This window comes from Flavobacterium sp. DG2-3 (genome assembly GCF_030730925.1).
Classification (GTDB): domain Bacteria; phylum Bacteroidota; class Bacteroidia; order Flavobacteriales; family Flavobacteriaceae; genus Flavobacterium.
In genome coordinates this window covers 25356-49654 of sequence record NZ_JAVAMB010000022.1, presented here as the reverse complement: position 1 = coordinate 49654, position 24299 = coordinate 25356, and the positions used below count along the sequence as shown (strand labels likewise).

Annotated in this window: 17 protein-coding genes; 13 read left to right on the top strand and 4 right to left on the bottom strand. The window is 35.8% G+C overall.

Translation table 11 applies throughout. The features are described 5' to 3' along the window. Positions 1-371: 371 nt before the first annotated feature. The 4 genes from Q9Q97_RS20790 to Q9Q97_RS20775 form a co-directional block, all read right to left on the bottom strand. Entirely contained in the window at positions 372-1859 is a 1488-nt protein-coding gene (locus Q9Q97_RS20790) for an efflux transporter outer membrane subunit (protein ID WP_306160644.1), read from the bottom strand. 234 nt (positions 1860-2093) lie between these two features. Continuing rightward, positions 2094-5210: an efflux RND transporter permease subunit gene (locus Q9Q97_RS20785; RefSeq protein ID WP_306160643.1), complete on the bottom strand. Its 3117-nt coding sequence runs from the start codon at positions 5208-5210 to the stop codon at positions 2094-2096. 51 nt (positions 5211-5261) lie between these two features. Beyond that, positions 5262-6356, bottom strand: coding sequence for an efflux RND transporter periplasmic adaptor subunit (locus Q9Q97_RS20780; RefSeq protein WP_306160640.1), 1095 nt, complete (start codon positions 6354-6356; stop codon positions 5262-5264). Positions 6357-6568: 212 nt separating this feature from the next. Beyond that, the gene (locus tag Q9Q97_RS20775) at positions 6569-6928 is read right to left on the bottom strand and encodes a hypothetical protein (RefSeq protein ID WP_306160638.1); all 360 of its coding nucleotides are present in this window, start codon (positions 6926-6928) and stop codon (positions 6569-6571) included. A gap of 228 nt (positions 6929-7156) precedes the next feature. Here Q9Q97_RS20775 and Q9Q97_RS20770 point away from each other — a divergent pair, with 228 nt between their 5' ends. The 13 genes from Q9Q97_RS20770 (at position 7157) to Q9Q97_RS20710 (ending at position 24286) form a co-directional block, all read left to right on the top strand. Further along, positions 7157-7516 carry a nuclear transport factor 2 family protein gene (locus tag Q9Q97_RS20770; RefSeq protein WP_306160635.1) on the top strand — a complete coding sequence of 120 codons (360 nt, stop codon included), beginning with the start codon at positions 7157-7159 and terminating at the stop codon, positions 7514-7516. A 144-nt stretch (positions 7517-7660) separates the two neighbouring features. Next, positions 7661-8659 carry a succinylglutamate desuccinylase/aspartoacylase family protein gene (locus tag Q9Q97_RS20765; RefSeq protein ID WP_306160632.1) on the top strand — a complete coding sequence of 333 codons (999 nt, stop codon included), beginning with the start codon at positions 7661-7663 and terminating at the stop codon, positions 8657-8659. 413 nt (positions 8660-9072) lie between these two features. Continuing rightward, positions 9073-9999, top strand: coding sequence for a hypothetical protein (locus Q9Q97_RS20760; protein ID WP_306160631.1), 927 nt, complete (start codon positions 9073-9075; stop codon positions 9997-9999). Positions 10000-10025: 26 nt separating this feature from the next. Then, positions 10026-10754 (top strand): hypothetical protein, encoded by a 729-nt coding sequence (locus Q9Q97_RS20755; RefSeq protein WP_306160629.1) that lies wholly within the window; start codon positions 10026-10028, stop codon positions 10752-10754. Between the two features lie 3 nt (positions 10755-10757). Next, positions 10758-11504 carry a hypothetical protein gene (locus Q9Q97_RS20750; RefSeq protein ID WP_306160627.1) on the top strand — a complete coding sequence of 249 codons (747 nt, stop codon included), beginning with the start codon at positions 10758-10760 and terminating at the stop codon, positions 11502-11504. After that, a complete protein-coding gene (locus Q9Q97_RS20745) occupies positions 11501-11956 on the top strand; it encodes a T9SS type A sorting domain-containing protein (RefSeq protein ID WP_306160625.1) in 456 nt (151 codons plus the stop codon). The genes Q9Q97_RS20750 and Q9Q97_RS20745 overlap by 4 nt, the downstream gene beginning before the upstream one ends. An 8-nt stretch (positions 11957-11964) precedes the next feature. Next, the gene (locus Q9Q97_RS20740; RefSeq protein ID WP_306160623.1) at positions 11965-18663 is read left to right on the top strand and encodes an RHS repeat-associated core domain-containing protein; all 6699 of its coding nucleotides are present in this window, start codon (positions 11965-11967) and stop codon (positions 18661-18663) included. Between the two features lie 86 nt (positions 18664-18749). After that, complete coding sequence (locus Q9Q97_RS20735) at positions 18750-19355, top strand: CPBP family intramembrane glutamic endopeptidase (protein WP_306160621.1); 606 nt, start codon at positions 18750-18752, stop codon at positions 19353-19355. A 1032-nt stretch (positions 19356-20387) separates the two neighbouring features. Continuing rightward, complete coding sequence (locus Q9Q97_RS20730) at positions 20388-21113, top strand: tail fiber protein (RefSeq protein ID WP_306160619.1); 726 nt, start codon at positions 20388-20390, stop codon at positions 21111-21113. Further along, positions 21083-21250, top strand: coding sequence for a hypothetical protein (locus Q9Q97_RS20725; RefSeq protein WP_306160617.1), 168 nt, complete (start codon positions 21083-21085; stop codon positions 21248-21250). The genes Q9Q97_RS20730 and Q9Q97_RS20725 overlap by 31 nt, the downstream gene beginning before the upstream one ends. A gap of 4 nt (positions 21251-21254) precedes the next feature. Continuing rightward, positions 21255-22355, top strand: coding sequence for a hypothetical protein (locus tag Q9Q97_RS20720; RefSeq protein WP_306160615.1), 1101 nt, complete (start codon positions 21255-21257; stop codon positions 22353-22355). A gap of 15 nt (positions 22356-22370) precedes the next feature. Then, positions 22371-23378 carry a hypothetical protein gene (locus Q9Q97_RS20715; RefSeq protein WP_306160613.1) on the top strand — a complete coding sequence of 336 codons (1008 nt, stop codon included), beginning with the start codon at positions 22371-22373 and terminating at the stop codon, positions 23376-23378. 17 nt (positions 23379-23395) lie between these two features. Beyond that, a complete protein-coding gene (locus Q9Q97_RS20710) occupies positions 23396-24286 on the top strand; it encodes a hypothetical protein (RefSeq protein WP_306160611.1) in 891 nt (296 codons plus the stop codon). Positions 24287-24299: the final 13 nt, after the last annotated feature.

Genomic DNA, 24299 nt, shown 5'->3' with positions numbered 1-24299 from the left:
ATAAAGATAATAGTTGTTAAGTGTAACCGAAAAAAATCGATAAAAAAACAATAGCTTTTCTGTTGAATGGCATAAAAATTAACGCAAAGTTCGCAAAGATATTTTTGTTCTGAGACTAATCCTAATCGATATTTTAAGTTCGCAAAGCTTTGTGCAGACAGAGCCTTGCGAACTTTTTCATTGTTATGATTAAAAAAAACTTTGCGTACTTTGCGGTAAAATATTAGGCTTTTATTTATTTGTTAAAAATAATTTAATCCTAGGGGTTATTATTTATATAAAAAAATCCCATTTCGATTAAGAAATGGGATATAAAACAGCCTCTGCGATGAGCTATTATAAACAGAAGCAATTTTTGACCAACATATAAACTAATTTATTCCTCCGCCTAAAGCTTTGTAAAGCAATACTTGAGAGTTTGCATTTCGAAGCTGGATATCGACAAAGTCCAATTCAGCCTGCAATTTATTTTTTTGTGCATTAATGATTTCCAGATAATTGGCATAACCGCTCAAATAGAGGTCATTTGAGACATTTACGGCAATTTCGAGATGGTCAATTTCATTCAATTTATATTTTAAAACATCTTCATACGCTTGATTTCTATGCAGTAAAGCACTTAACTCGTTGAAAGCTGTTGTAACGGTATTTTGATATTGTAGAAATGAAATTTCCTGTCTTCTATTCGAAACATAAAATTCCTGTTTAATCTGACCTTTATTGAAAACAGGAGCTGTCAGTCCGCCCAATAATTGCCAAGCAAAAGAACCCGCATCAAAGAAAGTACTGAATGAAAACGAATTAAAACCTGCATATCCGCCCAAATTCACAGTAGGAAAGAATGCCGCACGAGCCGATTTAGCGTCAGCATTACTAGCCAGTAATTCGAAATAAGCTTCAGATACGTCTGGCCTTTTGTGAATGATAGAATCTACGCTTATTTTTTGGTTTAAAACCTCCAAATGTCCAGACAAGAAATCGCTGCTTCTATCAATTTTTCCGCCATATTCACCTAAAAGGGTCAATAAAGCTTTTTCAGTCTGATCGATGCTTAATTTTAATTCTGAAGCTTCTGCGTGAATATTACTGTTTTGCGCATTAAATTGCTGAACAGCCAATTCAGTTGCTTTTCCAACCGATCTTTGCGCCGAAACGATATCTAATGCTCTTTCTTGTGTTTTTAAGTTGTCATCATAAATGGCAGCTTGTTTGTCTAATGCGATAAGTTTGAAGTACAAATCGGCAACATCTCCTAAAAGTCGTGTTTGCAGCAAACGCATTCCTTGCTGTGAGGCGAAAAATCGCTGTTGTGCCGCTTTTTTACGATTGCTCAGTTTTCCCCAAATATCAGCTTCCCAAGAAACTTTAGCTCCTAAAAATAGGTTTGGCGTAAGATCTTCGTTGATTCTTTGTTTTTCGGTAATATTCTGAGAAAAGTTAGTATCGTAGTTACCAACTCCATCCATCGTATATTTTCCGTAATGCGTTCCAGAAGCATCTGCTACAAGATCTAAAGAGGGAAGAAGCGCCAGTTTAGCGACTTTTAAATGCGAATTGGCAATTAAAATTCGCTCCTGCATGATTAAATAATCAGGATTTTTAGCAACCGCTTTTTTTAGTAATTCGTCTAATTTCGGATCTTTAAAAAAGGTTCCTGTTTTTAACGGAATAAAAGGCGTCTCGCTTGAAGCTTCTTTTGTTTTTGTATCAAAATTCTCTGGAAGCTTTGCAGCGTCTAGTTTGTTACTGACTTTTGGCGCAGAACAAGCGGTCAAAAGTAAAATTCCGGTTATTATAACGGCACTTTTGGTTGTCCTTATCACATCAGTATTTTTATATTGATTTAATATGTTTTTCATTTTTTCGATTTATTTGTTTTGTCTGCTAAATTTTTTTGAAACACATAGAAACATAGATTTTTTCATCTCAAAAAGAGTTTAGAAAGAAACTCGTTTCTAACACATAGCTTTGTGTGGATACCAACTTTGTCAAAGTTTTAAACTTTGACAAAGTTTAGCTATGTTTATTTAAACTAAGTGAAACGCCTTTCTGCGGTTCGCATGTCTATGTTTCTATGTGTTTAAATAAAAAAATTAAGATTTACTCATTCGTTTTTCCAATTTTGCAAACAGTATATAAAGTCCAGGAATAATCAAAAGACCAAATACTGTCCCGATTAACATTCCGCCTGCAGCAGCTGTTCCGATAGAACGGTTACCAATTGCACCCGCACCAGAAGCAATACACAGCGGAATCAATCCTGAAATAAAAGCGAATGAAGTCATCAAAATTGGACGGAAACGAAGTCTGGCTCCTTCAATCGCAGCTTCGACGATATCGCGTCCGAGTTTGTTCTGCGCCATGGCAAATTCGACAATCAGAATGGCGTTCTTGGCGAGCAGACCAATCAACATGACGAGTGCTACTTGGGCGTAAATATTATTGTCTAATCCAACCATTACAAGTGCGATATAAGAACCGAAAACTCCAACAGGAAGACTTAATAATACTGGGAACGGAAGCAATAAACTTTCGTATTGCGCGGCCAATAATAAGTATACGAAAAGTATACACAGTCCAAAAATGTATATCGTTTGGTTACCCGAAAGAATTTCTTCACGCGTCATACCAGACCATTCCAATTCAAAACGGCTTGGCAATTTTTCTGCAGCGATTCTTTCCACGGCAGCAATGGCATCTCCAGAACTGTAACCTTCAGCAGGTTCACCGTTAATCATTGCCGACATATACATGTTGTAACGCGTCAAAACCTCTGGACCATACACTCTTTCTAATTTGATGAAAGTAGAAAACGGAACCATTTCGCCAGCCTCATTTTTCAAATACATATCCAAAATGCTTTCTGGATTTTGACGAAACTGCGGACTTGCCTGAACCATTACTTTATACATCTGAGAGAAACGGATAAAATTGGTTGCATAAAATGAGCCTAACATGGTCTGTAAAGTACTCATGGCATTGTCAACAGAAATTCCTTTTTTAGCCGCCAAATCATAATCAATATGAATTAAATATTGCGGGAAAGTAGCGTCAAAACTCGAAAATGAGTTCTGAATTTCTGGCGAAGCATTTAATTCTTTGATAAATTCTTTCGTTACTTTATCAGTATTGGTAATGCTTCCTCCGGATTTATCAAGCAAACGAAGCTCAAAACCACTGGTGTTACCAAAACCAGGAACTGTTGGCGGTGCAAAAATCTCGATTTGAGCATCAGTAATGTTTTTAGTTTTTTCGGTAAGTTCCGCCATAAAATCGGTAACCGAGATATCACGTTCGCTCCAGTCTTTCAAGTTGATCATTCCCATTCCGTACGAAGCTCCAGCGATTTCAGTTACAATACTATAACCAGCAAGAGTTGTAACATTATCAACGCCTTTAATTCCTTGCGCAATTTTAGTTACTTCATCCAACGCTTTTTCGGTACGTTCTACCGTTGCTCCTTGCGGAGTAGTAACACTCACGTAAACCATTCCCTGATCTTCCGTCGGGATAAATCCTGATGCTAAAAATCTTGTAGTTCCCCAAGTTAAGATGCAGAAAAGCACTAATAAACCAACGGTGACCGTATTACGATCAGCAAATTTCACTAATACTTTGATGTATTTTGAAGTAATATTGTCAAACCAGTGATTGAATCTGTTGAAGAAACGATCTAAAAGTGATTTTTTCTCTTTATTCGGATCGTGCGCTTTCAACATAATAGCACAAAGGGCAGGGGTAAGCGTAAGTGCGTTAATACCCGAAATCACAATACTAATCGCCATTGTTAAAGAGAACTGTCGGTAGAAAACTCCAACGGGACCACTCAAGAAAGCAACCGGAATAAATACCGCAGCCATTACAATCGTAATCGCAATAACGGCACCTGTAATTTCTTTCATCGCACTAATGGTCGCTTCCATAGGCGCCATATGTTCTTCCGATATTTTTACGTGAACAGCTTCGACAACAACAATCGCGTTATCTACTACAATTCCGATCGAAAGTACCAAGGCGAAAAGCGTCAGTAAGTTGATCGAGAATCCCATCATCGACATAAAGGTAAACGCACCAATAAGCGCGACAGGAACAGCCAGTACCGGAATCAACGTCGATCTCCAATCTTGAAGGAAAAGGAAAACGACAAATGCCACTAAAATAAAGGCTTCGACCAATGTTCTTAATACTTCATGAATCGAAGCGTCTAGGAAACGAGAGACGTCATACGCAATGTTGAATTCCATTCCAGGAGGGAAAGAAGACCCTTTCAGCTCTTCCATTTTTTCTTTTACGCTCGCAATTACTTCAGAAGCGTTCGAACCTGGTCGCTGTTTTAGCATGATCGATGCAGAAGGCTTTCCGTCAGTTTTAGAAACCATTCCGTAGCTCATCGCGCCGAATTCAATTTTCGAAATGTCTTTTAATCGTAAAATAGTTCCGTCTGAATTGGCTCTTAACGGAATTTCTTCATATTGCTTCGGTTCAAAGAATTTTCCGCCATACTTAATTACATATTGCAACTGATTGTTCATTTGACCTGAACCTTCACCCACTTTACCTGGCGCAGCAGAAATGTTTTGTTTTTGAAGCGAATTAATCACTTCATTGGCTGATATATTATACGAAAGCATCTTTTCTGGATCTAGCCAGACACGCATCGAATATTCTTTCTGACCCATGATTTCGGCACGTCCGACACCATCAATACGTTTTAATTCCTGAAGAATATTAATATCCGTAAAGTTGAAGATAAACTGCTCATCCTGAGTTTTGTCGGTACTTGTAATATTCAAGTACATCAGCATACTGTTTACCTCTTTTTCGGTTGTAACTCCGGCGCGAATTACCTCTTCTGGAAGTTCATCCAAAATTGTCGTAACCCTATTCTGCACGTTTACTGCGGCAAGATCGGGATCGGTTCCTACTTCAAAGAAAACCTGAATTAAAGTCAGACCATCATTGGAAGTTACGGTCGACATATACGTCATTCCCGGAACTCCATTTATGGCTCTCTCTAGCGGAAGGGCGACAGCATTGGCCGAAACCTCTGCATTTGCTCCTGTATATTTTGCTGTAACGGTTACAGACGGTGGTACAATATCTGGGAATTGGGTAATGGGAAGCTGAAACAACGCCAGCAATCCCAGAAGGACTATCATAACCGAGATGATTAATGACAATATTTTCCTTCTGATAAATAGCTCTATCATTTTGAATTTTTTAGATAAATAATTAAATAACTGTTTTACAAGTCGATAAACCTATATTTGTTTCATATTGATTTTATCGCCGTCTCTTAATGATTGTGTTCCTTCTTGTACAATCAGGTCGTCGCTTTTTAGACCGTCATTTAAGATATACACATCATCTAGAGTGGTTTCAATTGTAACATTCGTCATTTTAACTACTCCATCTTTGTTCACGCGAAAAACGTATTGTTTGTCCTGAATAGAAAAAACAGCTTTCTGCGGAATTAAAATTGCATTGGTTTTCGGCTCTGAAATAATCAGTTTTCCAGAAGTTCCGTGTTTAATAAACCCTTGCGGATTGTGAAATTTTGCTTTGTATTGAATAGAACCTGTCTGTCTATCTATTTCTCCGTCAGCAGTTCTTAATTCTCCTTTTTGGTCGTAAACTTGTCCGTTTGGCAATACCAATTTAATATCGCCTTGTGTGTTTAAGGTTTTATCCTCCATCATTTGGAAATACGTGTTCTCAGGGATAGAGAAATAGGCGTACACATCATCCAATTGAGAAACGGTTGTCAATAAAGAACCATTTTCAACCAAACTTCCTTCTTTAAACGGAATTCTATCTACAGTTCCGTCAAATGGCGCGCGGATAGTCGTAAAACTAATCTGCTGGTTGATCGCTTTCCTTTCTGCGGCTGCGTGAGCTAATTTCGCGGAAGCGGCATCATTTTTTGCTTTAGACAATTCTAATTCTTTATCTGCAATTACTTTTTTATTGAAAAGCGTCTGTGCCTGTTCTAGTTCAACAGTTGCAATTCTTAAGTCGGCTTTAGCACTTTTGTAAACCGCTTCGGCTTTCAACAATTGAATCTGAAGCTCCACATCGCTTATTTTGAAAAGAAGTTGTCCTTTTTTTACTTTTTGTCCTTCGCTAACGTATACTTTGTCTAATAAACCCGGAATACGAACGTGAATTTCTACATTGTTTTTAGCATGTACATCGGCAACAAATTTGCTCGAAACTATAGTGTCTTTTAAAGTAACCTTGTAAACAGGTACCGTTTTTATGTTGTTAGAATCTTTTTTTGATTTATCTCCGCACGAGACTAAAACGAATAAAGCCAAAGTGCATAAAAGAAATGGATTTTTATAAATGCTCATCATTAGGTGTATTTTTTGAATAAATAGATTTTCTCCCTTGCTAAGTGAATACAGGGAGTACGAATTTGGATTTAGAAATAAATGGATTACGAATACTTGTTTTTGGAAAAAGTACCGCAATAAAAATGTTTTTATAGCAATAATAGCCCAATTGCATAAGCAAATGAGGTATTGTTTCTGAACTTAGAAATATAAAAACGACTAAATCCTACAGCCTAGAAAAGCTGATACAAATGAAGATGAGGATGTCTTTCGATATGGTATATTGAAGCTATACCATAAATTAAGCTCTTTTTATAAAGCTTGAAGTTGACTAAATTGCTAAAATACGGAGCCTTGATCGTACTTTGTTCTAAAGTAGTGGCTCTTGATTTGATTTTCTTTTTGAGTTTGTAATGAACTTCTAAATTTTTAGAAGAAGAAAAGTCAGAAGAAAAAATCTGCGTATCGTCTGCAGTAACGCTATCTAAGGTAATACAGTTGTTCGTATGATAAATCGGATGATACGTTTCGGTGCCTCTAAAAAAGCAGAGCAGCGAAAGTAAAACGATATATATGAACTTTGTGGGTTTCATTTACGTACGGCTTATAAAATTTGTCCTTAGAAAAAGAGATTAATATTGTTTAAAGTGCGCCAAATATAGTAATTTGAAAAGTAAGGTTTCTTAAAATTATTTTAAAAACCATTAAAATTAAAAATTTGATAATAATTGAAGTTGGTTTTTACTGTTTTGATTTTTTACCGACTTTGTAATTAATAAGTTAGTATTGCTATCTTAGTAGAATAATTAAAAAACTACAAAATGGCAGACCAATTTCAAGAAGTAATAAAAAAAGCGTACAATGCTTTTAACGAAAGAAATATCGATAATTGTTTAGCTACAATGCAGGAAGATGTGCAATGGTCTAAAGCTTGGGAAGGCGGTTATATTGTCGGACATGACGAAATCAGACAATATTGGACAAGGCAATGGTCGGAGATTAATCCGAAAGTGGAGCCAGTTGGTTTTGGCGAAAGAGAAAATGGCAGCCTTGAAGTTAAAGTCCACCAAAATGTAAAAGACTTGCAAGGCAATTTGATGTTTGACGGATTGGTAAAACATGTTTATACTTTTCAAGAAGGCTTGATAAAAACCATGGATATTGAGTTGGTTGAGAATTAAATTGATACATAATAATATTAGAAATAGTTTTTTGTTAAAGCCTTATCTTTGCGTTTTAAGAATGCAAGGAAACGAACTTTGTTTCCTGTAATAAAAGAATACCACGTGAATTATTTAAAGCTTTTCGGAACAAAACTACTGCTAATGATATCTATTATTAGTTATGGACAAAATCTAGACAAAATCATAAAAGAAAATATCGGAAAAAGGGCGGATACTTTGGTGCAGTTCAAAACAAACTCGCCTTATAATTATATGCCCGTAACGATTATTTCAGGAAAAGAAAAAGGGCCTGTTTTTACCATTATTGCTGGCATACATGGTTATGAATATCCGCCAATTTCAGCCGTGCAGGAATTACTTAAAGAAATTGATCCGAAAAAATTAAAAGGAACTTTGGTTGTAGTTCCAATTGCCAATATAGGTTCGTTTTATAAAAGAACACCATTTGTAAATCCGCTTGACGGGAAAAACTTAAATAATACTTTTCCAGGTTCAGAAACAGGAACAATTACAGAACAGATTGCCAATTATATTGCGAAAGAGATTATTCCGCAATCGGATGTTTTTCTAGACATTCATGGAGGCGATGCCAATGAAGATTTGCTTCCGTTTGTCTGTTATTACAATAATACAGCAGAAGAAAAGAAAACGCTTTTAAGCGCTAAACTTTCAGAGATTTCGGGAATCAATCATATCGTTTCTTACCCATACACGATTACCAAAACTGAGCCTGCCAAATATGCTTTTAAACAAGCTTCTCAAAATGGAAAAACTGCTTTAAGCATCGAAGCTGGAAAACTAGGCAATGTGCAGACAGAATCGGTTCATTTAATAAAAAAAGCAGTTTATAATATGCTCAATTATATGGAAATGTACAGCAACGGAACAGCTTCTGTAAAAAATCCGTCAGCTGTTTATTTAAACAATCAGGAATATGTAAAAGCTGAAGTTGCTGGAATTTTTCATAGTACTTTAAAAAGCGGTGATTACATTAAAAAAGGCGATAAAATTGGTTTTGTTTCTAACGAATTTGGAAAGGTTTTAATGGAAGTAAAATCACCAGCAACTGGTCTTATTTTGTACAAAATTGGCACACCGCCTGTGAATATGGGGGAGACTGTTTTTTGTATTGGGTATTGAGATAATAATTTTTAAACTAAACAAAAAGCGCGAGATTGTCTCGCGCTTTTTTGTTTACAAGCTTTTTTTACCAACAACACTTAAATTTAGTGGCTTTTTATTATATCCACTACATTAACAACATATTAAAATTAAAAAAAAATAGTTAAAATGTGGAAAGCCGTAAAAAATATCTCTATAAAATTTATTTATTTGCTTTAACTAAAATTTAACAATGGTTTAATCTTAGAGTTTTAATTGCTTAATTTGAAAATGCGTAACAAATTGAAGGACTGACCCTTTATTTGATTGAAAAAGGTAAACAAATCATTTCTCCCTTAAAATAAAATAAAGCATCAAACAAGATAATGAAAACTTTAAAAAAGCCTTTTTTTAATTATATCAACAATCTAGAAACAAAAAATAAATAACTAATGCGCGCTTTCATCAAAATAATATATGTTGCAATAGCAGTTAAGAGTTTTTCTCTTTCTGCTCAAACGAATTTTCCTTACGGAGTTAATTTGGAGAATGGTACAAATTTAAACTTTATAGCTCCAGCTAGTTTGCAGGTAGATGCTGGAGACATTGTTTTTTCAAAATATAACAATGTTGAAATGGCTCGAATAAGATCTGAATATAATTATGCCAACGATGCTGCATCAATTGTTTTTTCAACGACATCAGCAATTAAAGACACGTTTATTTTTACTTCATTAGGAAATCTAGGAATTGGCACAACAAATCCAATGGCAAAGCTACAAGTTGACAACGGAAATATACTAGTAAGAAATTATGCAAATGTTGATAATGAATCAGCTATTATGATTGCGCATTCTATTAATATAACTAATTATGATACTTACGGGACTTCAATTCGAACGATTACCCAAAGTGCTGGAAATAACACTTATGGTTTACAGTTTTTTACTCAAGAATCGTATTTAAAGCCTCAGACGGAAAAGTTAAGAATCCTTGGGAATGGAAATGTAGGTATTGGAATTGCAAACCCCAATAACAAATTAGACGTAAACGGCACAATCCATTCCAAAGAAGTAAAAGTCGATATGACAGGCTGGTCCGATTTTGTGTTTAAAAAGGAGTATAATTTGCCAACACTTCAAGAAGTTGAAAAACACATTGCTGAAAAAGGACATTTAGAGAATATTCCAAGTGAGGAAGAGGTTTTAAAAAATGGAATAAATCTGGGAGAAATGAATTCAAAACTGCTTCAGAAAATAGAAGAACTGACTTTGTATATGATTGAAATGAAAAAGGAAAATGCTGAGATGAAAAAAGAAAATGAGAAACAAAATGAAGAAATAAAAAAGCTTAAAAGCGAAAGATGTTCTAAAAAGTAAAATTAGTAACTATCAAAACAATAGATATGAAAATAATATTTGCAATGTTTTTTCTTTTATTTGGAAAATGGGCAGTTTTAGCCCAAAATGATTTGTCACCCTCAGATAATGTAACGATAGGTATCAAAAGTGGGTATGTAGGTAATTCGTTAATATTTAATGGATGGGGGGAAAATCATTTGATTAGGACTGAATCTATAGGTAATATAGCGAATGGACATTCGCGTCTTAGGGTATATTTAGCTGATGATTGGACCTATGATCAGGGGTTTGAAATTATAGCACAAAGATATGACGGACCTTTACGCACCCTGCTTTATATACCGGGAGATGGTAGTCAAACCAATTTTTTTAGTGGTGCTTCATTTGGAGGTAATGTTGGCATTGGTACTATAAACCCAACCAACAAACTAGACGTCAACGGTACCATCCATTCCAAAGAAGTAAAAGTAGATATGACAGGCTGGTCCGATTTTGTGTTTAAAAAGGAATATAATCTGCCGACACTTGAAGAAGTTGAAAAGCATATTGTAGAAAACGGTCATTTAGAAAACATTCCGAATGAAGAAGAAGTTTTGAAAAATGGAATTAATCTAGGAGAAATGAATTCAAAACTGCTTCAGAAAATTGAAGAATTGACTCTTTATATGATTGAAATGAAAAAGGAAAATATTCAGATGAAAAAAGAAAATTTGAGTATAAAAACAAATCAGATAGAACTAGAAAAACAAATCAAAACTTTAAAAAACAAGTAAATTATGACAAAATGCTTTTTACTCTTGTTGCTTTTTACCTTCCATTTAAATTTTGCTCAAAATACATTTCCTTCGACAGGTAATGTGGGTATAGGAACTTTAAGTCCTGTCAATAGTTTAGATGTTAATGGAAGTATCCAGATATCAAATTCTTTAATTCCAATGGGGTTAATCACAGAGTTGGGAGGAACTGTTTCTCCATTACTCAATTTGAGCTTAAATTTTAGAGAATATAATAAAAATATACTTTATATAGGAGGGGGGTTTAGGATTGATTCAAGAGAAGATATGCCACTTTTTCAATGGTTAAGAAGAAAACCTAATATGGATAGTGAAGATGTGTTAATGGCTATTATGAGAGACGGAAATGTTGGCATTGGAATTTTGCAACCCAATAACAAATTAGACGTAAACGGCACAATCCATTCCAAAGAAGTAAAAGTAGATATGACAGGCTGGTCCGATTTTGTTTTCAAAAAGGAATATGATCTGCCAACACTTCAAGAAGTTGAACAGCATATTGCCGAGAAAGGCCATTTAGAAAACATTCCGAATGAAGAAGAAGTTTTGAAAAATGGAATTGATCTGGGAGAAATGAACTCAAAACTGCTTCAGAAAATTGAGGAGCTAACACTTTATATAATCGAACAGGATAAGAAAACAGAAAGATTAGGAGACATGATATCTCAACAGAATAAAATTATTTCAGAGCAGAACAAACGTTTAGACAAACTTGAAAATAAACCATGAAAAAATTAATCACACTTTTATTGTTTGGATTCTGCGCTTTTTCGAATGCCCAGCAGAAAATCACTTTCAGCTATGATTCGGCAGGAAACCAGATAGTCAGGAATTTATGCCTTTCCGGCTGCAATCCTACAGGGAAATCTACAGAAGAAGTTAAAGAGATTGAAGCTGTTACCGATGAAGATCTGCTTAAATTCTCAAAAGAAGATGTCATTTCCTATTACCCCAATCCGGTAAAAGAGCAACTTTATATAAAATGGGAGCTGATAAACGACAACAAGGTTTCTTCCATTACAGTTTATGGAATATCAGGCCAGGTGCTGCAGAATTTCTCCAGAACAGAAAATGCAGACAGCCAGATTATTTCCTTTGGGGAATATTCCAGAGGGGTTTATCTGGTAGTGCTTAATTATAAAGACGGAGACCAGAAAACAATCAAAATCATCAAGCAATAAATTTGAATATGAAGCAAATATACTATTTCATTATTTTTTTATTTTCAGTTTCTTCCTTTTCGCAGAATTTTGCCGATACAAAAGGGGAACTTCAGATTTCATCATCAGGAACGGCAGTCTATACGCTTCCTATTGCCGTGCCGCCAAGCATTAAAAGCGTTGCTCCGGCAATAAACCTGGTCTACAGCAGCGGAGTAAGAGGCGGGATAGCCGGACAGGGATGGAGCATCAACAGCATTTCTGCGATAAGCCGAATTGCCACAAGACGCGATATAGACGGATTTGTTGACGGTGTTGATTTTGACGACAACGACAAATTGGCTCTTGACGGACAGCGCCTTCTGATAAAATCAGGCACATACTGGGCGCCCGGCTCCACATATGAAACGGAATACAAAAGCAATACCAGAATAGAGCTTAAAGTTGAAGGAACAACAACTTATTTTGTAGTTACGGCTCCAGACGGCTCCAGAAGCTGGTATGGCTCTAAGGGATCAGGAAGCCTGCAGAATTCGGTTTCTCTTAGTTCTTGGTATATTGTCCATTATGAGGATACAAACGGGAACTTTATAGACTACAATTATAAAACTATAACTTATAACAGCACAAACCAGCTGTACATAGACACAATCACATTCAGCGGAAACACAGCTGCGGGAATAGCAGCTCAGAATAAAATTTCATTTTTTTACGATAATGCCAAACGCATTGAAAGAGATTATATGAAAGGTCAGGCGGTTTATGCCACACAGATACTAAAAAGTATTCAGGTGCATGCAAATAATAACCTTTTTAGAACTTATCAGATTCAGCATGATGTGGATAATGGATTAGGCTATGAGAGAATAAAAAGCATTCAGGAAATCAACGGACAGATGGAAGCATCTAATCCCGTAACATTTACTTATGCTTCAAGCCCTTCAAATCAGGAAAGAACAGAAAAGACTTACACTAACACCTTGGCTTTCGATAAAACAGATCTGGCAGGCGATTTTGACGGTGACGGAAGATTGGATTTTGTTTCGGATAATAAGATGTTTACAAAACTGTTTGATGGCACTTCAGGGAATGCACCGATTAGTTTTCCTTACACACTTCCCAAACCTTTGATATTTTCTGCTACTTTAATTAAGAATTATAGTAAACTAAGCCAATATCAGTCAGTTGTAGCTCCTCAAGAAACCAATGCAAACGTAAAGTTTAATGCATTTGAATTATCAGGAGGAACTTTAACGAGTGTTCTTGTTAAAAATGTTCCTTTTAATAATAATGTATATATTGATCCATCTTATATGGATGAAGATGAAAGTTATGTGCCTACAATTCCCTTTCCGCAACAAACAAGAAACAATACTTATCTTGAAGGTGATTTTAATGGCGATGGAATTTCAGAAGTATTGGTCTTGTCGACAGATCAAAGATATATTTGGACTGAATATATAAATCCAAGTGGCTATTCTGAAGGTTTTTATTGGAAATATAGCGAGAATACTGGGAATTATAGAGAAGCGAGATTAATTGATCTTAATCCTAATGCTTCTAGTTCAGATAATTCGAAAGGAAACGTTGTATTAGATAACAATTCTTATTACATGCTTTTAAAAGGGCAAAGATTTGTTGCAGATATGAATGGTGATGGAAAGGCAGATATAATTCATATTGGGCCAACAGGAAATTATTCGATAATAGAAATTCAAGGAGTAAATTCAGCTCCATGGTATAATGTAGCAAGAATAGGATATGGGACTCTGACGAATTATAATGACACAAAACAAGTTTTGTTTGGTGATTTTAATGGTGATGGAAAAACAGATATGATGCTTGCGAGTGGTTCTGGCGGACCAGGACAAACAGGGTGGGATATTTATTATAGTAATCCTAATCCTGCTGGAGGATCATTTTTTGTAAAGGAATCTCATAATAATGTTGTAGAATACTGGCCAGATACTGGCTCAACATATAATACACAGAGACATTTTAGCAATTATTATGCGATAGACATCAATAAAGATGGAAAGTCAGATCTGGTGCGTGTCTGGAGAAAATATTTTAAAGACAGCTGGACAATCAATAACCATGATACAGAATGGCAGGTAACCGGTTTTGTAAATAATATAGGAAAAGTGGGGACTGCAGGCTTTACACCAGGGTATGATTCTGGGGTTCAGTTTTCAAATTCGCCTGATATTCCAATTCCGATTACATCCAATTATAGATATAATGGAGGTGATACCGATTTAGTTGTGGTAAGAGGGCATTACAATAAGATTGAATATTATCAGTTCAACAAGAATGTCAATACTGAAAACAGGCTGATAACTGTCACCGAAGCTAATGGGAATATTAAACAGACAATTGATTATAAACCAATGGAAGCTGCTGATGGTGGTTTAGGTGTAAGATCTGTAGATTTCTATTCTTCAAACAATGAAGAAAATTACCCTAATATCGAAATCATTAGAAATTCTGACAATTATCTGGTTTCAAAATTGACAGCAACCATCAATGGAATTTCTAAATACCAGGATTTTAGGTATAGAGGATTTGTGTCGAACTTTAATTATGGAACTGTAGGATTCAAAAAAACAACAAGAAGCAGCTGGTATTTGTCAGATTCCGATCAAAAGATATGGACCACTCAATACAATAATCCTTATTATAGAGGTGCAAATGCCGTTACTTGGACAAACACTATAGCATCTACCGTATTTGATGATGTTCCAAGTAATTTATTGACTACTAAAATAAATTTTTTTGATACATTTAAATACGCAGAAGTTGACCAAGTTTATTCGGCGCCTATTCAAGATGAGCTTGATATTTATGAAGATGTTATAACAGGTCAGACTTTTAAAGCAGGCAGTTTAATAACGGCGTCTTCTATAATAGGAGAAGGCTTAGCAGTAAATTATACCGCGCCACAGATTATTCTGCAGCCAGGTTTTACAGCCAGTGCAAGTAACGACAATGCTAAATTTATTGCATCTCCTACATCTGCATCTACGCCAAATGCGGGAGCGCCAGATTCAAATAAAGGTATTTTTAATCTGCTTTTGAGCAGACAGTCAATTCAAGACCATCTTTCAGGAGTAAGGACAGAAACTATTTACTCTTACGATGGCGGAGTGGACAGCGGCAACTATTATGGGCTGCAGGTGAGAAGCGTAACAAACCATTACACGGGCTCTTCACTTCAGGGCAGCACTGCCGTTGATACCGAGTACGACAACAACCCGACAGGTGCAGGGGCGTCCTACTATATCGGAAGGCCGAAGAGAGTGGTCTCTACAGCCCGCAATATGGCTTCGGGTGATACCAGAACCTCAGAGGAAACCTATGCCTATTCAGGCTCCAATTTAGTGCGAACAGAGAAGAAAGGGCATAACACCTATGCGATTGCAGAAGACATGGCCTACGATGCTCTGGGTAACCTTCTGACCAAAACCGTTTCGGCTCCGACGGCTTCTCCAGTGCCGGCACCGCGAACGATCAAAGACGAGTACGATTCGACCAAGCGTTTTGTAATCAAGAAGACAGACCATCAGGGATTTGTTACTAATTTTGCCTACAATAATCTGGGGCAGATGACCCAGTCCACAGATTATATGGGGGTAACCAGCGATTTTACTTATGACGGCTGGGGCAAGCTGACCTATTCGACCGTGACAGGCTCGTCAGCCATTCCGATCACAACCACAAATGTGTACGCCAAACTGAGTTCAGGAGGCTACACCGTAACCACAACGAACAGTCTGGATGCGAAAACAGTAACGGAATATGATGTTCTGGGCAGGGTGGTTAAAAACTCGGCTAAAGGATTTGCTGTCAATACCATGGTAACCATGCAGATTGTTTATGATAATTTAGGAAGAAAAGAAAAGGAAAGCGAACCGTATTTTTCTACACCGAGCCTTTGGACGAGCTATGAATACGATTTTCTGATGAGGCCGACCAAAATAACCTCTCCGACAGGAAAGATACAGACTTTTTCGTACTCTGGAGTGACCACGACAAGCAGCGATGACGGCAAAATAACCACTGCCACGGCAGATGCTATGGGCAACAAGATCCAGACCACAGATCCGGGAGGAACAATCAACTTCACCTATTTTGCAGGCGGACAGCTGAAAGAATCCGACTATCAGGGCAATAAGGTCCAGATCGTAATTGACGGCTGGGGCAATAAAATAAAGCTGACCGATCCAAGCGCTGGAGTGTATACCTACAGCTATGATGCTTTTGGGCAGCTGCTGACAGAATCCACACCGAACGGCACCACTTCGTTTGTATATGATGCTGCAGGAAAGCCGACTGAAAAGACAATCTCAGGCACCAATACAAACAGCAAGACGACTTATGCCTATAATTCGTTAAACCAGATTACAGGCACCACTTTTGTGGACAATGCAGAGGGTAAAACAACGTCAAACGTTTACGAATACGACAGCCTGAAAAGGCTGTACAAAACAACAGAAACCACGCCTTATGCGGTTTTTGTGAAAGAGATGTCATTTGATACGCAGGGAAGAGTTCTGAAGGAGGCATCAACAGCCACCGCATCAGGAAAAACAAGCTCAAAAACGGTAAAAAACATCTACCAGAACGGTTTTCCGTGGCAGATTGTGGACGATGCCACCCAGCAGGTCTTATGGCAGACCAGTTCATTAAATGAAAGGGCGCAGCTTACGGAAGGGACATTCGGTAACGGCATTGCCGTTACCAACACCTATGACCAGTACGGCTATGTGAGGCAGATGAGGCACGCTAAGACAAGCCCGTCAGTAGTGAACATAATGACGCTCAACACTGATTTTGAGATTAAGAGAGGCAATCTGAACAGCAGAAGCAACAGTCTGTTCGGCAGAAGCGAAACCTTCAAATACGACGGACTGGACCGCCTGACCGAATACACCAATGCAGCAGGAATCCAGGAAGCGCAGGTTTATGACGATAAGGGAAGAATCACCCAGAACAGCGTGGGGACTTACGAGTATGACGGAGCCAAAACCTACCAGAACAAAGCCATAGTGCCGACCGCGGAGGCGCTGAGCTACTATACGGCTAAACCGAATCTGACGGTAAGCTACAATGTATTCAAAAGCCCAGTGCAGATAGAAGAGGCTGGAGTGGACAAAATAAGCTTCACTTATAATGAAGGAAACGACAGAAGCTCGATGTTTTACGGCAGTCTGGCTAACGACAAGCTGCAGAGGACTTACCGCAAGCACTACTCTGCAGACGGGACTATGGAGGTCAAGCATAATATTGCGACTGGTGAAATCGAATTTGTGACCTACATAGGCGGTGACGGCTACAGTGCGCCTGTCGTGCTGAAAAGCAATGGAACTGCGCAGAATTACCTATATTTGCACAGGGACTATCAGGGAACCATTGTTGCCATAAGCGATCAGAACGGTGCTGTTGTAGAGAAACGATTATTTGATGCTTGGGGCAGCATTGTAAAGGTTCAGGACGGGGCAGGCAATGCTCTTGCCGGATTGACGGTTTTAGACCGAGGCTATACAGGACACGAGCATCTGCAGAGCGTGGGCATCATCCATATGAACGGGCGTCTGTACGACCCGAAGCTGCACCGATTCCTACAGCCTGACAATTACGTTCAGGAGCCTTACAATACTCAGAATTACAACAAATATGCTTATGTTCTGAATAATCCGCTGAAGTATACGGATCCTAGCGGAGAAGAAATAGTCTTTGGAGTAGCAGTAGCTATTGGAGCAGCTATAGCGGCATTGACTTATACCATTACAGCATTGGTTGCAGATGTTCCTTTCACAGTTGGAGGACTGGTTAAGGCAACCTTTATCGGAGCAGCAAGCTCTGCGGTGACTTTTGGAATAGGTAGTGCGGCCACTAACCTGTTCACTAATTTTTATTCGCAGGCAGCATTCAGTGCAGCGGCGCATGGAACTTTCCAAGGAGGAATGACTGCAATTTCTGGCGGGAAATTCTGGAGCGGTTTTGCAGCAGGAGCGTTAAGCAGCATTGCTTCCAGCGTTTGGAGCGGTGGCTCGAGTATGGATGGCTATGGTAAAAATGCACACGCTATTGCCGGAACAGGAATGAAAGGTATAGGTGCAGGCACAGGCAGTTTAGGCATGATTGCTTTTGGTACTGTTTCTGGAGGTGCAGGAGCAGCTATGACTGGGGGTAATTTTTGGCAGGGAGCTGTTACTGGACTTGTTGTTAGTGGTTTGAATCATTTTGCTCACAGACTTTTTCAGGAAGAACCTAATGCAAGGGATGCAAGAGAAATAGCACGTAGATATGGGTATGATTACAAAGAAGTTAAAGAATTTTTAGACAAACATCCTTTTGTGCAAACTCATAAGGGAATAACAATGGAAGGAACAGGGGTGGAAATTTTAAGTTCAAAAAAAATAGATGATCCACAGACAATAGGGCAATATGCTCAAAGTAATTTAGAATCTACTATGTTGGATAAAGTAAAGGAGTATTATTTTCCTAGAACTATGAAAATTGTGGGTCATGCAACCAATTTATTGTCCACAACTGATTTTAAAATGCAAGATACTGAAGCAGCTCGTAATATGAGATTGCAAGAAGCAAAACAAAAAATAATTAGATACTTTTTTGAAAAACCTATGTCATTAAGTCCTCTTAAATTTGGTGGTTTTGAATATCATTCTAGTAGATTTGATATTATGAAGTTTAGATATTATTAAATTTAATAAATATGTTGATATATATATTATATATAGTGCTATGTGCGTTATTTGGTTTTCTTGACTTTTACTTTAAATCAAGAGGAATGATATCTATAATATTTGATATTATAATTTCAGTTTGTATTTTTTTCTTTTCAATTAAGGACAGAAAAATTTTCAAGTTTGGATTTCAAGGTTATTATATATTTTTTAGCTTACTGATTGTAGTTTCATTTCTAATTTGTCAGATTTTAATAACTGATTTTTTTTATGGTTATTATGAGAAAAGTATGGAAATTGATGGTTTGTTTATGATTTCTATTTTAATAAAATCATTGACTGAAGAAGTAGTTTTTAGAGGTTTTTTTCTAGATAAATTTTTAAAAAAATATAAAGAGACAATATCAATCATTATTGTTTCAATTGGATTTGCTTTACTGCATGTTTTTTCACGGAGTAATGTTTTATTAGCATTTATCAGTAGCATCATAATATCGGTCATTTTTATTAAAAGAAGATCTATTATTGATTGTTTTGTAATTCATTTATCAATCAATTTATTCAGTATTTTTTTATTGCCTGAGATATCTAATTACTTTCAAACAGTAAACAGAATTTATTTACCGACTTATTTTTTTATAATTTTTGTTGTTTTTCTTGTGTCTTTATTTTTTTTCATAAAAAAATTGAGAATTAAAACTTTTGAATAATTATTTAGGAAGTAATAAAAGAGAAAAATGATATAAATTAAAGTTAGGTGATTCATTGTTTTAAATATCATAAAAACTAAAATTACCCCAAACACTAGACGTAGACTGACTTTGTAACGAGTTTCATACTCCACGCTTTACAAAGAGTTCTAGATTTGAATTGAAAATTTGCGCAAATGTCTCTGACTTTGCGCAAATTTTTTGCTCATTTTGAATCTTAAAATATTTCGAAAAGTATCTGACTGTATGGATTAGTTTTTTTAATCATATTTTTGAAGTTTTATTTTAAGTCAGAGACTTTTATAATTTTCGAATTATATTTATTTAAAAAGCACAAGGCTAGAGACATAATCGTAACGACTTTGACTTAACACTTTATAGAGTAGAGGGAGATAATTTTTAAAACTTCGTTTTTTTCTAGTTATTCGAAGAAATTATAAGTTTATTAATGTTGAGCTATTTTGGAAAATCTTGCCTATAAATTTTTCTTCTTAGATATATTTCAAGCCTACTAACTTTTTTCTATTTTAAATATTAAACAAAAGTTAATATTTTTTACGGGAAACCGTAAAAAATATTGCTACTATTAATTTACTTTTGCCACATTATAGTAAATAATTTTAATTTTTAAGTGCTTATGCCGAAAACTTTACCTATTGCTTCTTTTATGTTTTTATCATTTACAGTTATTTTTTATTGAGTAAATACCGTAAAATAATACACAATGTTGTTTTAAAAGAAAGAAAAATCTTATTTTCGTTTGTTTTATACCTGTTCCTTTATGTTTTAATACACTTTTGCAAGGCGGAAGAGCATTTCTTTGTTTTTACATTCTCAATCCGAATTTTAATTTGATATAAACTAAAAAATATGAAAATGAAATTAGTTATAATATTGTTTCTATTTGTAACAACTATCAATGCTCAAATATATACGCCAGCAGGAAGTATTCAGGGAGCGTCTGGAACTGGTTATGTTGGAATTGTTATTAATTAAAGATATAAAAAATGAAAAAAAATAATATTTGCCATCGTGGGTGTATTTGTTGGACTTAATGCACATTGTCAAACTTTAAACCCAACTTCCAGTATTTCTTCTCCAGGAAGTGCTGATAATTTTAAAGGAGGCTACACTTTTGCCTACACTGCATCTGGTACGCCTTGGAATGGCTCATTAATCAGTTATGGTGGATTCGAAAATTCTTATGATACACAAATTAGCTCTGACTATATAAGAAATCGCATTTCTTTTAGAACTAAAAATGGAGATTACACTTATTGGAATCCATGGATTGAATTGGCAACCCGATCAGGCAACGATTTTTATGGAGATCAAAAGATTTCTGGTTCTGTAGGCATTGCCACTACTGCATTAACGTCTCCATTGACAGTTGGTGAGTTTCACGGAGTGAAATTATCCGTAGGAGGGACGGGATGGGCAAATAAATATATTCTTCAAACCAGCTGGATATCGGGAATTGGCGATTTTACAGAATTAAATGTTATTGGTAAAATACCAAATAACGCTTTTATAAGGCTAATAGAAAATGGAAATGTTGGCATAGGTGCTCCCAACCCAGACTCAAAGCTTACTGTGGCGGGAAACATCCATGCTAGGGAAGTAAAATTCACTGTTAATGCTGGAGCAGTTCCTGACTATGTTTTTACCAATGATTATAAATTGAAATCGCTATATGAAGTAGAAGACTACATAAAAAAATTAATCATTTGCCTGAAATCGCTTCTGCAAAAGAAATAGAAAAGAATGGATTAATGATGGCAGAAATGAATATGGCGCTACTAAAGAAAATAGAAGAATTGACTCTTTACATGATTGAAATGAAGAAAGAAAATGAGGAGATGAAAAAGAGAATCGAAAAAATCGAAAAAAAATAATGTTATGAAAAATATTTTTTTACTATCGTTAGTATTTACCGCACAAATAGCTATTTCTCAAGAGAAGACCTATTCTGTTGGCGAATTTGACATTATTAATGATGGAGTTCATAATACAACTTTTAACAGTAATGGAGTATCACAAATGCATATGGGATTTGATGGTACAACAGGATATGTAAAATTTGGAGCCCATACAGGAAATGGTTTTCGAAACGATATACTTTATATGAGGGGAAGTGACGGAAATGTAGGTATTGGTACAGCAGATCCTATCAGTAAACTAACAGCCAATGGCTCTTTTACTATAAATGGAGGACTAAGCAATATTTCTTCTAGACCGCCTATTTCAGCAGGTACTCTTACAAATGGAGAAATAAGGGCTTACAGCAATGCTTGGAATGCTGCTGATGATGGATTTTTAAGGTTATCTGCTGGTGGAGGTACAAATCCTATCAAAACTTTTATTGATTTGTCTGGTTATTCAACTATACCTGACATGGCTGGAAATATTGTTTTTGGAACCTATGGTTATGAGAGAATGCGCTTGAATTTAACAGGGAATTTGGGAATTGGAACAAATAATCCACAACAAAAGTTAGTGGTTTCTAATAACAATGCTGAAGGATTTGAAGTTTATTTAGACCCTGCGGTCAGCGTTGTCGGGTTACAGTCTTATAATAGAACTTTAAGTGCTTACTCTAAAATGCAATTAGACGCTAGTCAATTTGCATTTATGTATGGTAAAGTAGGTATAGGAAAGTTAAACCCTAGTAACGATTTAGATGTAAACGGAACAATCCACTCCAAAGAAGTAAAAATAGACTTAAATTTCCCAGCTCCTGATTATGTTTTTAAAGATGATTACAATTTGAGACCCCTTCAAGAGGTTGAAAACTACATTAAGGAAAACAGTCACTTACCTGAAATTCCTTCTGCAAAAGAGTTTGAGGAAAATGGAATAAATGTTTCTGAAATGAATATGGCTCTGCTTAAAAAAATTGAAGAATTGACTCTTTATATGATTGAAATGAAAAAGGAAAATGAAAAGCAAAACAGAGAAATAAACGATCTTAAAACAGTTATCAGGTTACAAAACAAATGATTATGAAAAAAAACAGTGACTACATTTCTCTTTTTTTTTTTTACAGTTTTTTCAGTAGGACAACAAATTGCAGATGGTTTTGCATCAGGGTTAAGTATTAATGATTTTAATCAGCCCTTAAAATCAGGAGTATATGAAGTTAATTCTTTAAGCATCATTCCTGATATTAGTTATTCTTGGCAACATGTTTTTGTGATGAGGCACTCTAATTACTCTAATAATTTTCAATTACAATTTTCATCTTCATTTAATCAAAATGACAGAGTGTTTTTTAGAAAAATTGCTAATTCCCCAGATTCTCCTTGGATTGAACTGGCTACTAGAGCCCAAAATACTTTTTCAGGAAACCAAATAATTAATGGAAATATTGGAATAGGAACTAATGCTCCAGAAACATTATTGAATGTGAATGTTGGTTCAGGTGGTTCAAACGGAATTGCGGGAATAAGAGTTGGAGGATTAAATAATTATTCAAGTCTAGAATTAGGAATTGATGGGGACTATGACGGAATGATTAGGAGTTATGGTAATAATATAAATTATTATGCTGGACATTGGAAAACAAAAGGTTCTGTTGCTTCTGAAAATCATAGTCATAATTGGTATACTTCAAAAAATGGATCTTCTGATTGGTCTAATGTTAAAATGATTTTAAACGAAAATGGCAATTTGGGTATTGGAGTCGTAAATCCAACAAGCAAATTAGATGTCAACGGCACAATCCACTCCAAAGAAGTAAAAGTAGACTTAAATTTTCCAGCTCCTGACTATGTTTTCAAAAATAATTACAATTTGAGGCCTCTTCAAGAGGTTGAAAACTACATTAAAGAAAACAGTCACTTACCGGAAATTCCTTCAGCAAAAGAGCTTGAGAAAAATGGAATAAATGTTTCTGAAATGAACATGGCTCTACTTAAGAAAATAGAGGAATTGACTCTTTATATGATTGAAATGAAAAAGGAAATAGAAAGGGTTAAAAGTGAGAATTTGAAAATGAAGAAAGATATTTTAAGATTGAACTAGTAAAATAGTAAAAAAAAATGAAAACATTTAATCTAATAGGTTTATTATTTGTGTTTAGTACTGCATTTTCACATAATAATGTACCAAGTACAGGCACGGTAAATTTTGATACGAATTTAAAAATCGGTAATCAAGTATCTACTGTTGGTGAAGGTGAGATTAATCGTCTGTCATTACAACCCTACAAGCATACTGGAGGGCCTTGGAATTTTAAATCTAGAGATAATATTAGTACGGCTTTTTTAGACATAGATTATGGAGCCACAGGTACAGTTTTTACGATTACAAGTCAAAAAAATGTAGGCATTGGTACAACAATTCCAACTCAAAAGCTTGACGTAGTAGGTAATGGAATGTTTCAAGGTATTATTATGAGTTCTATTTCAGATGTTATAGGAGGCCAAATTCAATTAAGAAATCCGTCTAAAACTTCTAATGAAGCAGCAAGTGTCTGGACAATCTATAACATGTCTGGTGGGTATGGAAATAGTTTGCAATTCTGGGCTTATGATAATTTGAGTTGTGGGAAAGGTCTTTGTGCTAATCGTTTCACTATTATGGATAATGGGAATGTAGGTATAGGAATGCTTAATCCGCAAAATAAACTAGACGTAAACGGCACAATCCATTCCAAAGAAGTAAAAGTAGATATGACAGGCTGGTCCGATTTTGTGTTTAAAAAAGAATATAATTTGCCAACGCTTCAAGAAGTTGAAAAACACATTGCAGAAAAAGGCCATTTGGAAAACATTCCAAGTGAGGAAGAAGTTTTGAAAAATGGAATCAATTTAGGAGAAATGAATGCTAAGCTTTTGCAAAAAATTGAGGAAATGACTTTATACATGATTGAAATGAAAAAAGAAATTGAGATGCAAAATAAAGAGATTGAACTTTTGAAAGCTAAGTAATAATTTTATACAT